This is a genomic window from Limnohabitans sp. (assembly GCF_046052765.1).
GTDB lineage: Bacteria > Pseudomonadota > Gammaproteobacteria > Burkholderiales > Burkholderiaceae_C > Limnohabitans.
The window spans coordinates 1-14,986 of sequence record NZ_JAVLFQ010000016.1 but is presented as its reverse complement, the minus strand read 5'-3'; the positions used below and the strand labels follow the sequence as shown (position 1 = coordinate 14,986).

At 53.1% G+C, this 14,986-nt stretch carries 16 protein-coding genes; 13 read left to right on the top strand and 3 right to left on the bottom strand.

What is annotated here, in order from left to right:
* The first annotated feature begins 74 nt into the window (after nt 1-74).
* The 3 genes from AC9UG7_RS01245 (at nt 75) to msrQ (ending at nt 2,448) form a co-directional block, all read left to right on the top strand.
* On the top strand, nt 75-698 hold the full coding sequence (locus AC9UG7_RS01245; RefSeq protein WP_509583292.1) for a c-type cytochrome: 624 nt from the start codon (nt 75-77) through the stop codon (nt 696-698).
* Nucleotides 699-765: 67 nt separating this feature from the next.
* Complete coding sequence (gene msrP, locus AC9UG7_RS01240; protein WP_509583290.1) at nt 766-1,746, top strand: protein-methionine-sulfoxide reductase catalytic subunit MsrP; 981 nt, start codon at nt 766-768, stop codon at nt 1,744-1,746.
* An 87-nt stretch (nt 1,747-1,833) separates the two neighbouring features.
* A complete protein-coding gene (gene msrQ, locus AC9UG7_RS01235; RefSeq protein ID WP_509583288.1) occupies nt 1,834-2,448 on the top strand; it encodes a protein-methionine-sulfoxide reductase heme-binding subunit MsrQ in 615 nt (204 codons plus the stop codon).
* A gap of 5 nt (nt 2,449-2,453) precedes the next feature.
* Here the strand turns inward: msrQ and lysA are convergent, their stop codons facing one another.
* Complete coding sequence (gene lysA, locus AC9UG7_RS01230) at nt 2,454-3,728, bottom strand: diaminopimelate decarboxylase (RefSeq protein WP_509583286.1); 1,275 nt, start codon at nt 3,726-3,728, stop codon at nt 2,454-2,456.
* Between the two features lie 19 nt (nt 3,729-3,747).
* Nucleotides 3,748-3,900, bottom strand: a complete 153-nt coding sequence (locus tag AC9UG7_RS01225) for an LPS translocon maturation chaperone LptM (RefSeq protein WP_509583284.1) — start codon at nt 3,898-3,900, stop codon at nt 3,748-3,750.
* A 73-nt stretch (nt 3,901-3,973) separates the two neighbouring features.
* On the opposite strand from AC9UG7_RS01225, the gene cyaY reads away from it, so the two are divergent.
* Nucleotides 3,974-4,303, top strand: coding sequence for an iron donor protein CyaY (gene cyaY / locus AC9UG7_RS01220; protein ID WP_509583282.1), 330 nt, complete (start codon nt 3,974-3,976; stop codon nt 4,301-4,303).
* 53 nt (nt 4,304-4,356) lie between these two features.
* Here the strand turns inward: cyaY and AC9UG7_RS01215 are convergent, their stop codons facing one another.
* Nucleotides 4,357-6,738, bottom strand: coding sequence for a penicillin-binding protein 1A (locus tag AC9UG7_RS01215; protein WP_509583280.1), 2,382 nt, complete (start codon nt 6,736-6,738; stop codon nt 4,357-4,359).
* A 131-nt stretch (nt 6,739-6,869) separates the two neighbouring features.
* Here AC9UG7_RS01215 and AC9UG7_RS01210 point away from each other — a divergent pair, with 131 nt between their 5' ends.
* From AC9UG7_RS01210 to AC9UG7_RS01170, 9 genes are all read left to right on the top strand, one after another.
* A complete protein-coding gene (locus AC9UG7_RS01210) occupies nt 6,870-7,580 on the top strand; it encodes a hypothetical protein (protein ID WP_509583278.1) in 711 nt (236 codons plus the stop codon).
* Nucleotides 7,577-8,149: a PilN domain-containing protein gene (locus AC9UG7_RS01205; protein ID WP_509583276.1), complete on the top strand. Its 573-nt coding sequence runs from the start codon at nt 7,577-7,579 to the stop codon at nt 8,147-8,149. The genes AC9UG7_RS01210 and AC9UG7_RS01205 overlap by 4 nt, the downstream gene beginning before the upstream one ends.
* The gene (locus tag AC9UG7_RS01200; RefSeq protein ID WP_509583274.1) at nt 8,146-9,198 is read left to right on the top strand and encodes a pilus assembly protein PilP; all 1,053 of its coding nucleotides are present in this window, start codon (nt 8,146-8,148) and stop codon (nt 9,196-9,198) included. The genes AC9UG7_RS01205 and AC9UG7_RS01200 overlap by 4 nt, the downstream gene beginning before the upstream one ends.
* The gene (locus AC9UG7_RS01195) at nt 9,195-10,520 is read left to right on the top strand and encodes a type IV pilus secretin PilQ (protein WP_509583272.1); all 1,326 of its coding nucleotides are present in this window, start codon (nt 9,195-9,197) and stop codon (nt 10,518-10,520) included. The genes AC9UG7_RS01200 and AC9UG7_RS01195 overlap by 4 nt, the downstream gene beginning before the upstream one ends.
* On the top strand, nt 10,504-11,067 hold the full coding sequence (locus AC9UG7_RS01190) for a shikimate kinase (RefSeq protein WP_509583270.1): 564 nt from the start codon (nt 10,504-10,506) through the stop codon (nt 11,065-11,067). The genes AC9UG7_RS01195 and AC9UG7_RS01190 overlap by 17 nt, the downstream gene beginning before the upstream one ends.
* On the top strand, nt 11,064-12,158 hold the full coding sequence (aroB, locus tag AC9UG7_RS01185; protein WP_509583268.1) for a 3-dehydroquinate synthase: 1,095 nt from the start codon (nt 11,064-11,066) through the stop codon (nt 12,156-12,158). Before AC9UG7_RS01190 ends, aroB begins: the two co-directional genes overlap by 4 nt.
* Nucleotides 12,155-13,324, top strand: a complete 1,170-nt coding sequence (locus AC9UG7_RS01180; protein WP_509583266.1) for a deoxyguanosinetriphosphate triphosphohydrolase — start codon at nt 12,155-12,157, stop codon at nt 13,322-13,324. The genes aroB and AC9UG7_RS01180 overlap by 4 nt, the downstream gene beginning before the upstream one ends.
* Nucleotides 13,321-13,869, top strand: coding sequence for a DUF1415 domain-containing protein (locus AC9UG7_RS01175; RefSeq protein ID WP_509583264.1), 549 nt, complete (start codon nt 13,321-13,323; stop codon nt 13,867-13,869). The genes AC9UG7_RS01180 and AC9UG7_RS01175 overlap by 4 nt, the downstream gene beginning before the upstream one ends.
* A gap of 257 nt (nt 13,870-14,126) precedes the next feature.
* On the top strand, nt 14,127-14,986 hold an 860-nt coding region (locus AC9UG7_RS01170), incomplete at its 3' end, for a class I SAM-dependent methyltransferase (protein ID WP_509583262.1).

Below are 14,986 nucleotides of genomic sequence, written 5' to 3'. Positions count from 1 at the left end.
TTCTTTGTGCGCAACCCGGTGGGTGCAGGACTGCATTGTAGAATGAGGGATTGACTATTTCCTATTCAAACACCATGACTTTTTTTGTCCGACTGCTGTTGTCCGTCAGTGTGACGGGCTTTTTTTTAACCGCACACGCTGAAGGTGCTGCGCCTGCCAAAGCCGATCCCGCCAAAGGTTCTGCTATTTTCAATGGTGTTTGCGTCAGCTGCCATGGTGCCGAGGGCAATTCAGCCATTCCTGTGAACCCCAAATTGGCGCAACAACATCCTGAATACATTGCCAAACAACTGGCCGAATTCAAATCAGGCAAGCGTGCGAACGCCGTCATGCTTGGTTTTGCATCAGCCCTCAGTGAAGACGACATGAAAAATGTCGGCGCTTACCTGTCCAGCACCAAAGCCAAACCCGGCTTTGCCAAGGACAAAGAGCTGGCTGCGCTGGGAGAAAAAATCTACCGTGGTGGCATTGCGGACAGACAAATTCCTGCGTGTGCGGGTTGTCACAGTCCCAATGGCGCTGGTATTCCTTCTCAATATCCGCGAATGAGTGGACAACACGCTGACTACACCGTGTCGCAATTGACCCAGTTCCGTGATGGGATTCGCAAGAACAGTCTGCAAATGGGACAGGTTGCTGCTAAATTGAATGACCGCGAAATCAAAGCCGTGGCTGATTACATCGCCGGATTGAACTGATCAGCTATCTTTTCAATCCCTCAAGGCTGGCCGCTTGCCAGCCTTTTTTATTTCAGGAGATCATCGCATGCGTTTTCGTTCAGATGAGGGTTTCAACCATAAGCAGGCCAGCGACATCACGCCTTTGTCCATCTATGAACAGCGCAGGGTGTTTCTTCAACAATTGCTGGCGGCTGGATGGGTCGGCGCCGCAGGCAGCGTCAATGCGCAAGCCGGTCAACGACCTGGCAAACTCGCGCCGCTCAACAGCACCTCGTCAACACTTGCGGGGGTTCAGGCCACTGACACAGTCACCCCTTACAAAAACGCCAGCACCTACAACAATTTTTATGAATTTGGCACGGACAAAGCCGATCCGGCTGAAAACGCACACACTTTGAAAACACGCCCTTGGTCGGTGGAGATTGAAGGGCTGGTTAAAAAGCCGGGTGTGCTTAATTTGGAAGATATGCTCAAGCTCAGTCCCATGGAAGATCGCATCTACCGCATGCGCTGTGTCGAAGGCTGGTCCATGGTGATTCCCTGGGTGGGCTACTCGCTGTCTGAACTCATTAAAAAGGTCGAGCCTTTAGGCAGCGCCAAATTCGTGGAATTCGTCACGTTGGCAGATCCCAAGACCATGCCCTTTGTCGGCTCTCGCGTATTGAGTTGGCCTTATGTGGAGGGATTGCGCATGGACGAAGCCATGCATCCGTTGGCCTTGCTGACATTCGGCATGTACGGCGAAGTGCTGCCCAATCAAAACGGTGCACCGGTGCGTATCACCGTGCCTTGGAAGTACGGCTTCAAGAGCGGCAAAAGCATTGTGAAAATCCGTTTTACCGATAAACAACCGCAAACCGCTTGGAACAAAGCCGCCGCCAACGAATATGGGTTTTATTCAAATGTGAATCCGAACGTTGACCATCCGCGTTGGAGTCAGGCCAGCGAACGGCGCATCGGCGACGGTGGTTTTCTGGCAAAAAAAATCAAAACCTTGATGTTCAATGGGTATGAGGCACAGGTTGGGCAGTTGTATGCCGGCATGGATCTCACAAAGAATTTCTAAGCAAACCCGAATCGTGAATGAGTTTGTAATCGTTGACGCGAAAATGAAAATGCATGCACGTGGTTTTGACGCAGTCTCTTGACCATCATGCCCGTACGACAACTTTTACTTTTGCCGCAAACCAAATACCTGCTTCACGGTGTGTTGGCATTGCCTTTCGTTTGGCTGATATGGGCTTTGTTTCATGATGCACTGGGCGCCAATCCTGCTGAAGCATTGAGCCGCGCCACGGGTGATTGGACCTTGCGTTTGTTGTGTGTGGTGTTGGCAGTCACACCACTGCGACGCCTCACGGGTCTGTCAGAGTTGATTCGGTTCCGCCGCAGCATTGGGTTGGCATGTTTTTATTACGCCTGCTTGCATTTGCTGTGTTACGCGTGGTTTGACCAAAGCTTTGAGGTCAATGAAATGGCCAAAGACTTGGTGAAGCGACCGTTTATTTGGCTGGGAATGATTTGCTTTGTGCTGATGTTGCCACTGGCACTGACATCCCACAACGCGGCTGTGCGTTGGCTAGGCGGTAAACGCTGGCAACAATTACACAAATGGGTTTATGTGTTGCCAGTGTTCGCGTTGTTGCATTTTTACTGGATGCGGGCGGGCAAAAATAATTTTGCCGAGGTCTGGGTTTATCTGGCTATCTTGTCTGGGCTGTTGCTCTCAAGACTCTGGTTCAAGCTGAATAATATTCGCGTCGGATGAGTGGTTTAGAGCACAGACTCGCCACGCATTTGATCGGCCACAGTTTCACGGGTGCGAATCACATGTGCTTTGTCACCATCCACCAGCACCTCGGCGGGTTTGCCGCGCGTGTTGTAGTTGCTGGCCATGCTCATGCAATACGCGCCTGCTGACAATACTGCCAGTGTGTCACCCGCTTGCACATTAAGCGCTCTGTCACGGCCAATCCAGTCGCCGCTTTCACACACAGGTCCGACCACGTCGTACACCTGAGTAGCTGTGTCAGTCAGCGTCAAGGGCACGATCTGGTGAAACGCTTCGTACATGGCCGGGCGCGGCAAATCATTCATGGCCGCGTCGATGATGCAAAAGTTTTTCTGCTCGCCGGGTTTGATGAATTGCACTTCGCTCAAACACACACCAGCGTTGCCCACCAGCGAGCGCCCAGGCTCAATCATCAATTGACGGTCACCGAAACCGCGTTCATCCAGACGCGCCAATAACTTTCTCCATAAATCATCTGCCGCAGGCGGCGTGTCGCCGTTGTAATCGATGCCTAGGCCACCACCAAAATCCAAATGGTGAATCGGTATGCCGGCTGCTTCAATCTGCACGACCAGATCCAGCACCTTGTCCAAGGCATCCAGATAAGGTTCGGTGGTCGTGATTTGCGAACCGATATGGCAATCAATACCAGTGACCTTCAAACCGGGCAGCGACGCGGCGTGTTGGTACGCCTGCAGCGTGCGTTCGTGGGCAATACCGAATTTATTGCCTTTAAGTCCTGTGGAAATATAAGGATGGGTCTTCGGGTCTACGTTCGGGTTGACGCGAATACTGACTGGCGCGATCTTGCCCATAGAGACAGCGACTTCGCTCAACACATCCAATTCGGGTTCGCTCTCCACATTGAAACAAGAGATGCCAGCTTGCAATGCGGTTTGCATTTCTGCGCGGGTTTTGCCCACGCCGGAAAAAATCACATCGGACGGTCGCCCGCCTGCTGCCAGCACCCGCGCGAGTTCACCTGCGGACACGATGTCAAAACCGCAACCGGCCTGGGCAAAGACTTGCAACACCCCGAGGCTGGAATTGGCCTTCATGGCGTAATGCACTCTGGCATTGCGACCCGCAAAAGCGCGTTGGTAGGCCGCCAGCGCGTGCAGCATGGCCGCTTTGGAGTAGACAAACAAGGGCGTGCCGTGGGCTGCGGCCAGATCCTGCAAACGTAACTGTTCAACATACAGTTGTTGGTCACGGTAAGCCAGAAACGGCGAGCCAGGCAAGGAGTTAGAAGTCATAAATATGGGTCAACCCATCTCAGGGTTTGGATGAGGGCAACAATACCTCGGGAAACTTGGCCCTGTCCTTTGACTCGGGGTCAGACGGAATCACCAGTTCACCTTTCATGCCACAGCCGATGACCATGGCGGCCACAAGGACGAGCAGGCTACCTAGAATGGGAGTTTTCATGGGGAAATTGTAATAGCCCCGTTTGTGTCACATGCTGCTGTAAGCAGCAACCCTTTTTTTGAACCACAGACAAATGACAGACAGTGAATTCATGGACCAAGCGGAAAGCCTGTTGCAACAACTGGAAACCGCATGCGATCGTCTGAACGAACAGGCCGATATCGATATTGACAACCAGCGTGTCGGCGGCATGGTGACGATTACTTTCCCCAACCGCAGCCAACTGATCGTCAATTTACAAAAACCATTGCACGAAGTCTGGCTGGCGGCACAAAGCGGTGGATACCATTACCGTTTTGATGGATCGGCTTGGCAAGACACCAAAGGGCAGGGCGAGTTTTGGCAGCAATTCACCTCGGATGCTGGCCGTCAGTTTGGTGCTGCTTTGAATTTCAATAGATGAAGTCAGGCGTTACTGAAGATACCTGAGTTGCTTGGTCCTTGGATGTCAGGTTTTCAATCTTTGAACATATCCAGTATTTTTTTCTTTTCCGGATCCATGGTTGAACCGTCTGCCTCAGGTGTTTTACCCTCTATGCCCAGACTGGTGACGCCCGAGCTATGGGTGAATTCGGTAAAGAACCAGTCGTTGCCTTCGTAAACCACGCCACTGGGAACAGGCATGCCGCCGACGGGGGTATTTCTCAGCGCGTGTTGCATATAGCTGATCCACACCGGAAGACTCAAGCCGCCGCCAGTTTCGCGGTCGCCCAATTTTCGTGGTGTGTCATACCCAATCCAAGTCACGGCAGTCAGCGTTTGGTGATAGCCGGCAAACCAGGCATCCATGGAGTCATTGGTGGTACCTGTTTTGCCGTAGATGTCATTGCGCTTGAGGACGGCTTGTGCACGCATGGCGGTGCCTGAACGGGTCACTTCTTGAAGCAAATGGCTGATCACAAAAGCGTTGCGCGGTTCTATGGCGCGCGAGCGTTCATCTAATTCAATCGGTGTGTAGGTGGATAAAACTTTGCCCAAAGGATCGGTGACCTTGGTGATCAAGTAAGGCTTGACCAGGTAACCGCCATTGGCAAACACCGAATACCCCAACGCGACTTGCATGGGCGTGACCGAACCAGCGCCCAATGCCATGGTCAGATAGGGCGGGTGTTTTTCCGGATCAAAACCAAAGCGGCTGATCCAGTGTTGCGCATTTTGCGGGCCGACTGCTTGCAATATGCGGATGGAGACCATGTTTTTAGATTTGGCTAACGCGGTTTTCAAACTCATGATGCCTTCAAACTTACCGTCGTAGTTTTTCGGTTCCCAGGCTTGGCTGCCCGTGGCAGTCGCATCGAAAAACAAGGGCGCATCGTTGACCTGTGTTGCCGGTGTAAATCCTTTTTCCAAAGCCGCAGAATAAATAAACGGCTTAAAGCTAGAACCGGGCTGGCGCCAAGCTTGAATCACGTGATTGAATTTGTTTTTGTCAAAATCAAAACCACCGACCAAAGAACGGATGGCACCGTCGACAGGATCTAACGCCACAAAAGCGCCTTCAACCTCGGGTAGCTGAGTCAGTCCCCAATCGCCTTTGGCGTTTTTGGAGATGCGAACCACTGCGCCTGCCCGTAACTTGATATTCGGTGGTGCTTTGTCTGACAGGCCTGAAGTCACTGGCTTCAAGCCTTCGCCCGTGATATCAATCACTTCACTGTTTTGTCGAACCACACGGACTTTTTTCGGTGTGGCTTCTAGCACCACAGCGCTGAGCAAATCACCTTTGTCTCCTGCCTCGATCAAAGCGTCGTCAATCGCATCATCAAGTTCGCGTCCCTCTGCTGGCAGGGTGATGAATTTTTCAGGGCCTCGGTAGACCTGACGCAATTCGTAATCCAAGATACCTCGGCGCAGCGCTTGGTAGGCCACTTCCTGGTCTTCAGCCTTGATGGTGGTGTAAACATTGAGGCCGCGCGTGTAAATGTCAGTACCGTATTGCGCAAACATCAATTGGCGTGCCATCTCTGCCACATACTCGGCATGGGTGTTGTTAGGGGTTGTAATGTTGCGGATCTTCAATTCCTCGGCCTTGGCCGCTTTGGCTTGAGCCGAGGTGATAAAGCCGTTGTCTTCCATGCGCTCGATGATGTAGAGCTGTCGAGAACGTGCGCGTTTGGGGTTATTGATGGGGTTGTAGGCCGAGGGTGCCTTGGGTAAACCGGCGAGCATGGCGGCTTCGGCAATGCTCAAAGATTGAATAGGTTTACCAAAATAGGTTTCAGCCGCCGCAGCGAACCCGTAGGCACGGTGACCCAAATAAATCTGGTTCAAATAAATTTCAAAAATCTGGTCTTTGCTCAGCAAGTGTTCCAGCTTATAAGTCAACAGCAGTTCGTAAATTTTGCGTGTGAATGTTTTCTCTGAAGATAAATACACATTGCGTGCGACTTGCATGGTGATGGTTGACGCACCCTGGCTTTTAGCACGCCCGATGTTGGCCAGACTGGCACGCGCCAGACCGATGTAGTCCACACCGCCATGCTGGTAAAAGCGCGCATCTTCAATGGACAACACCGCTTGTTTGACGACATCTGGAATGTCTTTGAAAGGAATCAGTTTGCGCCGTTCCTCTCCAAATTCGCCGATGACTTTTCCCTCGGCAGAAAAAACCCGCATAGACAATTTAGGGCGGTAATCAGCCAAATCTGAAATATCAGGCAGCTGCGGGTATGCCATGACCAAGGCCACACCGACCAGCAGCAATAAGGTCAATCCAGCAGCCACAGCAAAGCCCATAGCCCAACCGAAAAAAGTACCCAGCACCCGCAAAAGATTGTTCGCGGGCTGTATTTTCGAATCGCTGTCAGAGCGATCTTTGGCGGTAGGCGCAGGGGACATGAGCTAAGTCTGGCGCTGAGCCAGTTTGGATAAAGAAAGTGCATTGTAAAAAAATCGCAAGTACAGCTTAACTTATCCACGCTTCACAGGTTTTACAACCCAATGCAAGACTAACTGCACAAGGAAATGCCATGCTCAAGCTCAGACATTCTCAACAGCAGCGCCATGGGCTGGGGGTATGGGTCAACCGGCAAGGTCTGGCGTTGTCGCAGACAGCCCATGGCGCAGACGCATGTTCTCGCCATCCTTCCTGCTATTGGCAGGCTGTTCCAGGGTCAAATACGAATGAGCGTCCGTGGCCAGATCCGCAGTTGCTGCGTGTTGCCAAGCAGCGCAGCGGTTTTCAGGGCTTGTATGCGGCCATGGCTTTGCCGCCAGACCAGTTGCTGCGGTTTTCTTTTGCTATTCCTCATGGGCTGAATCAAAGACAAACCCATGGACGTATTCAGGATCAACTCGCTCCCCTGCTGCCGTGGTCTCTAGCAGATACCTTGTGGGATTACCAAGTCATTCAGGGGGCAAAGTCAGACCCAACACAAGTGCACACCATCAACCGTCCTGCATGGCTAAATGCGGCATTACAGGCACAACCCGCCCAGCATGCGGACGTCATTGCCATGCCTAAACACTATGCGCATGAGTGTGAGCAATGGTGCAGCAAGGGAGGTTTAAAGCTGGTCAAGCTTGAACCGGTATGGCAAGCAAGCATGCGTTGGCAGCTACATATTCAATCCAGCCCCGTAGGGGTGTTGCAAGAAACTGCGTTGGCAGAACCCTCTTCTTTGACAACCGAGGAGTTGGCCACGCTTTATGGCTTGGCCTTGGGTGTGGTGACACCATGAGTCAATTCAATTTGCTGCCTTGGCGCGAACAAAAGCGCGCGTTACATATGCGCAGTTGGCAGATCGGCGCAAGCTTGTGTGTCTGTGCCACGGTCAGCGCTGTGTGTTACCTTGATTACTTATGGGACGGTTGGCTGACTGACTACCAAGCCCAACAACAACAGGTTCAACAAACCCTGTCGGACTTGAAAGCCGAATTAAAGGACAGCGCTGTCTGGCAGGCCAGAGAACACCAGACGCAGCAAGTACAAACCGAATGGCAAATGCGTCAACAACAGCAAGGCAAAGCTTGGCATGTGTTGCAACAACTGTTGTCGGTGCCGCCGCGCGGTGTGCAAATTGAACGAATCCTGTGGCGTGAGCAATACATACAACTGAGCGGCTGGGCACTGAGCACAGGCCATTGGCAAGCTTGGCTGACGGGTTTGGCATTGGCAGGATTCTCTACCCCTGTAGACAAGGCCCAGTGGGAAGAATCAAGTTGGCGAAATGCGCAAGGATTGGCTGCCAAACAACACCGCTTCAGCATGCAAGTCAGCTTGTCACCACAGACAACAGATAAACCATGAGGCAGCTTATTGTTTTTGCAGGTAAACATCGTTGGCCCCAATGGCGTACCCATTGGAATGTGTTGCATGCCTGGCCACCGGGCGCACAGGCCTTGGCTCTGGGATTTTTGACGCTGTGCTTGACAGTGGCAGGCAGTTGGCATGTATCGTCTTTAGCTTGGCAAACTTGGTGGGAACAAGACGAGCAACATGCGCAATGGCAACAAGAAACAGATGCGCTTTCGCTTCAAGTGGCGCAGCAGCGCAAACTGATAGCGCGTCTTACTGCGTTGCCTCATCCGAGTGGCATAAGGGCGGCGGCATGGCAATCTTGGCCTGAAGAATTGACACAAGATGACAAACAAATGCTCAAGCAATGGATGCAATGGGGGCAGGCCCACGGACTGAATGTTTATTCTGCTTATGTCTTGGCCGATCACAGTGAGGGTATATGGCGTGGCACCTTGCCTCAACTGCTGGCCGCATGGCATGGACTGCAACAAGCCTTACCTCGCATGCGTATGACAGGATTTGATTTACGCACCGCAGCAGAGGATGCGTCAGTTGCGACTTTGGTGTTGCATATGCAGTGGGTCAATGAGAAAAACAATGCCTTGGCTTCACCGGATGCGCTCAAAATCAACACATTGACACCCAATTTCATCAAGGGTTCTTCAGTAACCAGTGAACTTCGTGACACAAGTCGGGTAGATGCACCATTGATGTCTAAGACGGCGTTCATACACAACCCCTTCAGCATCAACGGGCTGAAGGCTGGACTGCCATTGGGCGTGACGACTTCCATGGGCAAAGGCTGGGCTCAGTTACAACACCGTCCACTGTCGCACATGCGCTGGGCAGGTTCATTGGTGGCAGCAGACAAGCGACAGGCATTGCTGACGTTAGAAGGTTTGATTTACAGCGTATCCTTGGGTGACCGCTTAGGGCAAGATTGGGGTGAAGTAACGCGCATTCATACAGACCATTTGTGGCTGCGTGAATGGTTTGCCGACGCCAGTGGCACATGGCTCAGCCGTGAAAAGCGGTTTCCCACTGGTGAATCACCATGAGTACATCATCCAGATGGGTCACGGGCAGGTACTTGGTTGGATGGCTTTCCTGGGGTGTCTTGTCGTGTGTGCATGCCGAGGAGTCAATCCCGGAACTCAGTAAAAAAAGCCCACCTGTTTTTTCTGGCGCACCCATGACCATGCAATTTCAAAACATTGAATTGCGAACTGCGTTGCAACTCGTCAGTGAATTCAGTGGTGTCAACATCATCATGACTGACAGCGTGACAGGCAACCTCAGCATGAGACTCAAAGATGTACCTTGGGACCAAGTGTTGCATACGCTATTGCAAACCCGTGGTTTGGGGCAACAGCAAGAGGGGAATGTGATTTGGGTCGCCCCCTTGGCAGAGCTCGCTGCCCGTGAAAAAAACGTACTCGAGACGCGTCACGCCATTCAAGTCGTCGAGCCTTTGCAAACCCGATCGTTTTCACTCAATTACGCCAAGGCGACCGACATGCTGGCGCCGCTACTCAATCAGGGGTCAGGGCCAACTGCGACGGCCAGCCCGCGCTTGTTGACCAGTCGCGGCAGCGCCATGGCCGATGCCCGAACCAATCAGTTGTTTGTCACCGATATCCCAGATCGGCTCGAGCAAGTGGCCCGTCTGGTTCAAAGGGTAGACGTACCACAACGTCAGGTGTTGATCGAAGCCAGAATTGTCGAAGCCTTAGATAACTTTGCGTCCACACTGGGGGTCAGGTTATCGGCGCACGCAGATGGCTCTAATGTCAATTTCCCTGCGGCGCGTGCGCTCGGTGCAGATGCAGCTTATGCAGGATTCACTTTTTTCAATCCAGCCCATAGTCAACGACTCGGTGTTGAACTCTCGGCACTTGAAGCTGATGGCATGGGGCGTGTGGTCGCCAGCCCACGCTTGGTCACTGCCAACCAATCCAAGGCCATCATCGAGCAAGGTACCGAATTGCCCTACCAGCTCTCTGGGCCCAACGGCAGCACTTCCATCGCTTTTCGCAAAGCCAATTTACGCTTGGAAGTCACACCCCACATCACGCCCGATGGCAGCATCACCATGTACTTGGAGGTACACAAAGACAGCGTGGGTCAAAGCACACCTGCCGGTTTTGCAATAGACACCAAGCATGTCAGCACACAGGTGCGCGTTGAGGATGGCGGCACTGTCATGATTGGCGGCATTTACGAAACCAGCGATAACATCAATCGCGCCGGTGTTCCCGGCGTGCGCGACAGCGAATGGTTGGGCTGGTTGTTCGGTAACCGCACCACCAAGCGCAACAAACAGGAGTTGCTGATATTTCTAAGCCCTAAAATGCTGGAGCAACGTGCCTTCGCACCTTGAGGGAATATTTATTGTGTTGGCATTGGTAGGCATGCCGGGCAGCGGCAAATCGACAGTCGGTCGTCAATTGGCCCGCAAATTAGGCGTGGGTTTTGTCGACTGTGATCAGGTCATAGAGCTGCGCATTGGATGCCCCATCAAAGATTATTTCGCCAGCCACGGTGAAGCCGAATTCAGAGACAAAGAAACCCAAGTCATTGACGACATGACACGCACCGGCTGCGGCGTCTTGGCCACCGGCGGCGGAGCCGTATTGCGCGAGACCAACCGATGGATGCTGCGTGAGCGAGCCCACGTGATTTACCTGCGGGTGCAACCTGAAGAAATTTACCGTCGCTTGCGCCACGACAACCAGCGCCCCTTGCTACAAGTCGACGACCCTAAATTCAAAATCAAACAACTGTTTGAAGAACGCGATCCGCATTACCAAGCGGCGGCCCATTTCGTCATTGAAACCAACCGTCCTCGCATCCCGACCATGATCACGATGATCATTACCCAACTCGAATTGGCCGGTTTGTTACCGATAGAAACCGACTCAGCATGAACCCACATACCACGCAAGTACACATAGACCTTGGCGAACGCAGTTACGACATCGCCATAGCTGCAGGTTTGTTAGGCAGCGAAACTGCGTGGCAAGGTTTGCCCAAAGCAGGCGCTGCACTCATTGTCACCAATGACACCGTGGCTCCTTTGTATTTGGCACGTTTGCAGCACAGTTTGTCAGCGCATTACCCGGTGATTCATGTGTGTAGCTTGCCTGATGGCGAAAGCCATAAAACCTGGGACAGCCTGAACCAGATTTTTGATGTGCTGCTGGGCAAAGCCTGTGACCGCAAAACCGTGTTGTTCGCGCTCGGCGGCGGTGTCATTGGCGACATCACCGGGTTTGCCGCCGCTTGTTACATGCGCGGTGTGCCTTTTGTGCAAGTGCCCACCACCTTGTTGGCACAAGTCGATTCTTCTGTCGGCGGCAAAACGGCCATCAATCACCCGATAGGTAAAAACATGATCGGTGCTTTTTACCAACCCGAGCGTGTCGTATGTGATCTGGGGACATTGCAAACCTTGCCGCCACGCGAGCTGAGCGCCGGTTTGGCTGAGGTCATCAAATACGGACCTATCGCCGACATGGTGTTTCTCGATTGGATAGAGCAGCATATTGACGATTTGTCGGCGCGCGATCCGCAAGCATTGGCGTATGCGGTCCAACGCAGTTGCGAAATCAAAGCCTGGGTGGTGGGACAGGACGAGCGCGAGTCCGGTATCCGCGCCATCCTCAATTTCGGCCATACCTTTGGCCATGCGATCGAAGCCGGTTTGGGTTTCGGCGTCTGGTTACACGGCGAAGCGGTTGGCTGCGGCATGGTCATGGCCGCGCATTTGTCACAACGTCTGGGGTTGGTAGATGCCGCGTTTGTGGATCGGCTCACTGGTTTGATCGCCAAAGCGGGCTTGCCCGTCACCGGCCCCGCGCTCGGTGCTGATATGTATTTGCACCATATGCGGGTTGATAAAAAGGCCGAGGCTGGCGACATACGCTTTGTGCTGATAGACCCGCCCGGCAAAGCCTTGGTGCGCGGTGCACCGGATGCGCTGGTGGCAGAAGTAGTGCAGGCCTGCTGCCGCGCATGAGCCAAGTGTTTGCTGCTGACATAGCCCCTGCCGCCATCCGTTTGGCGGAGTATGCCTGCCTGCCTTCACAGAGCCGCGGCAGGCGTTTCGCCGAACCCGAAGCGCCCACGCGCAATGTGTTTCAGCGTGACCGTGACCGCATCGTGCATTCCACCGCGTTTCGCCGCTTGGTCTACAAAACCCAAGTGTTTCTCAATCACGAAGGCGATTTGTTTCGCACCCGTTTGACGCATTCGCTGGAGGTCGCGCAACTCGGACGATCGCTCGCTAGGGCTTTGGGTTTGCATGAGGATTTGGTGGAAGCTATTGCACTGGCGCATGATTTGGGTCACACACCGTTCGGTCACGCTGGACAGGATGCGTTGAACGAATGCATGGCGCCCTACGGCGGCTTTGAACACAACTTACAAAGCCTGCGTGTCGTGGATAAGTTGGAAGAGCGTTACCCGCAGTTTGATGGCTTGAATTTGTGCTTTGAAACCCGCGAAGGCATATTAAAACATTGCTCGCTACGCAATGCGCAGATGTTGGAAGAAGCCGAACCCAGTGGTGTGGGTGCGCGGTTTTTACTTCGCCAACAACCATCGCTGGAAGCACAGTTATGCAACCTGGCCGACGAGATGGCTTACAACGCACACGATATAGACGACGGCGTGCGCTCTGGGCTGATCAGCATGGAGCAATTGCAGGAAGTGGTGTTGTTCAACGCTTACCGTCTGCGCGTGCAAGATGAATTTCCAAAACTATCAGGCAGACGTTTGCTGTATGAAACCATACGCCGCATGCTGAGTGATCAGGTGTATGACGTGATGGAAACCACACGCGCCGCGTTGAAAGAGTACGCACCCGAAACTGCAGATGAGGTGCGCCGCATGCCACCTTTGGTGCGCTTCAGTCTGGGCATGCGGGAGTCCAGTAGCGAGTTGAAATTATTTTTAATGCACAGCTTGTATAAACATCCACAGGTGTTGCAAACCACCGAATGGGCAAGACAGGTAGTGCGCGAGTTGTTTGAAGCGTATTTGCACCAGCCTTCTGCCATGCCCAAGGGACACGCCACCCGCAGCGATTTGCCGCGCGCCGTTGCCGATTACATCGCTGGCATGACCGATAGGTTTGCCACCAAAGAGCATGCGCGATTGACTGGCAAAGTCTTTTCAGCATGAGTATCGAATCGCTGGTTGTCTCAGACACGCAGCAATGGCTGGACAAAGCAGTGATTGGTTTGAACTTGTGTCCTTTCGCCAAAGCCGTGGTCGCCAAACAGCAAGTGCGTATGGTGGTGTGCATGGACAGCGAACCCGAGCAGGTGTTGCACATGTTGCAACAGGAGATGCAGTTGTTGGTGGATACCGACGCCGCGGTGCTAGACACCACGTTATTGATCGCACCCAAGCTGCTGCCAGACTTTTTGGCGTTCAATGAATTTTTGTTTGACTGCGAATCGGTGTTGCAGTCGATGGAATTAGAGGGCGTGCTGCAAATCGCCGACTTTCACCCGCGCTACCAGTTTGCGGGCACACAGTCGGACGACATCAGCAACTTCACCAACCGCTCGCCTTACCCCACGCTGCATTTGCTGCGTGAGCAAAGTATCGATAAGGCTGTGGCTGCATTCCCTGATGCGTCGCTGATTTATGAGCGTAATGTGGAAGTGTTGGAGGCGTTGGGCAGACAGGGGTGGGAGGCTTTGGGGCTTAAACAAGCTTGAGTGGGGTAGCCTGTGGCGATGCATGCGAAAGCAAAGCCTTTCGCAAGGGGCTACTGGCACTACCAAACAGTGATCAATTCATTGAAAGTTGGTTACAAACTGAAGTTGATGCGGCTTATGACGCGCTCAAGTCCCATCGGTCGCGGTCGGTCACTGTTTTTCAAGTACGCGCGTGTTGCGATTGATAATGCCAAAGCCAGATAAAACATCGCATAGACGACCCGCTCCATTGAAGCCTACAAGGGCACAATCTCCCCATGCCCAAAGCCAAACACACCGCCCCCAAGGGCCAAACTCCTAGCGAACAGCTCGACCTGCGCCCTGGTCAGTCTTTGGAATTGCTGAAAGAACTGCACATACTCACACGCGACGGCAAGCTGAATCAGGACTCGCGCCGCAAGCTTAAACAGGTCAACCACTTGTTTCAGTTCATCGAAAAAATTCTCCAAGAATTACCCGCTAGCGATACAGGCCCTACGCTGGCCGACCACGGCGCGGGCAAGTCTTACTTGGGTTTCATCGTTTACGACTTGTTTTTCAAGGCATTGGGTAGCGGCCATATTTACGGCATAGAAGCTCGCGGCGAATTGGTGGACTCGTCCTCTTTGTTGGCCAAGCGCCTGGGCTTTGAGCGCATGCAGTTTCTCAATACCAGCGTGGCCGATTCTGTGCAAAGCAACGCTATGCCCGCGCAGATCGATGTGGTCACTGCGCTGCACGCTTGTGACACGGCCACGGATGACGCCATCGCCTTTGGTTTACAAAAGAAAGCCAAACACATGGTCTTGGTGCCTTGTTGTCAGGCGGAGTTGGCGCGGGTATTGAATAAAAACAAGGCGCTGAATTTGCAGCGCACGCCGCTGTCTGAGTTATGGCGGCATCCACTGCACACGCGTGAAATGGGCAGTCAACTGACCAATGTGTTGCGCTGTTTGTATTTAGAGGCGCATGGCTACCATGTGACGGTGACCGAGTTGGTTGGCTGGGAACACAGCATGAAAAACGAACTCATACTGGCTAAATTCACCGGGCAACGCAAACAGGCGTCGGCGGATCGCTTGAAGGCCTTGTTGCAGGAATTCGGTTTGTTGGAAATTGGTGGAAATTGGGGTCAGGG

Excerpts from the sequence above, each read along its gene's own strand:
- lysA (WP_509583286.1), bottom strand. The coding sequence starts at position 3,728 with ATGACTTCTAACTCCTTGCCTGGCTCGCCGTTTCTGGCTTACCGTGAC.
- cyaY (WP_509583282.1), top strand. The coding sequence starts at position 3,974 with ATGACAGACAGTGAATTCATGGACCAAGCGGAAAGCCTGTTGCAACAA.
- AC9UG7_RS01215 (WP_509583280.1), bottom strand. The coding sequence starts at position 6,738 with ATGTCCCCTGCGCCTACCGCCAAAGATCGCTCTGACAGCGATTCGAAA.
- AC9UG7_RS01245 (WP_509583292.1), top strand. The coding sequence starts at position 75 with ATGACTTTTTTTGTCCGACTGCTGTTGTCCGTCAGTGTGACGGGCTTT.
- AC9UG7_RS01175 (WP_509583264.1), top strand. The coding sequence starts at position 13,321 with ATGAGTATCGAATCGCTGGTTGTCTCAGACACGCAGCAATGGCTGGAC.
- msrQ (WP_509583288.1), top strand. The coding sequence starts at position 1,834 with ATGCCCGTACGACAACTTTTACTTTTGCCGCAAACCAAATACCTGCTT.
- aroB (WP_509583268.1), top strand. The coding sequence starts at position 11,064 with ATGAACCCACATACCACGCAAGTACACATAGACCTTGGCGAACGCAGT.
- AC9UG7_RS01200 (WP_509583274.1), top strand. The coding sequence starts at position 8,146 with ATGAGGCAGCTTATTGTTTTTGCAGGTAAACATCGTTGGCCCCAATGG.
- msrP (WP_509583290.1), top strand. The coding sequence starts at position 766 with ATGCGTTTTCGTTCAGATGAGGGTTTCAACCATAAGCAGGCCAGCGAC.
- AC9UG7_RS01210 (WP_509583278.1), top strand. The coding sequence starts at position 6,870 with ATGCTCAAGCTCAGACATTCTCAACAGCAGCGCCATGGGCTGGGGGTA.
- AC9UG7_RS01180 (WP_509583266.1), top strand. The coding sequence starts at position 12,155 with ATGAGCCAAGTGTTTGCTGCTGACATAGCCCCTGCCGCCATCCGTTTG.
- AC9UG7_RS01225 (WP_509583284.1), bottom strand. The coding sequence starts at position 3,900 with ATGAAAACTCCCATTCTAGGTAGCCTGCTCGTCCTTGTGGCCGCCATG.
- AC9UG7_RS01205 (WP_509583276.1), top strand. The coding sequence starts at position 7,577 with ATGAGTCAATTCAATTTGCTGCCTTGGCGCGAACAAAAGCGCGCGTTA.
- AC9UG7_RS01195 (WP_509583272.1), top strand. The coding sequence starts at position 9,195 with ATGAGTACATCATCCAGATGGGTCACGGGCAGGTACTTGGTTGGATGG.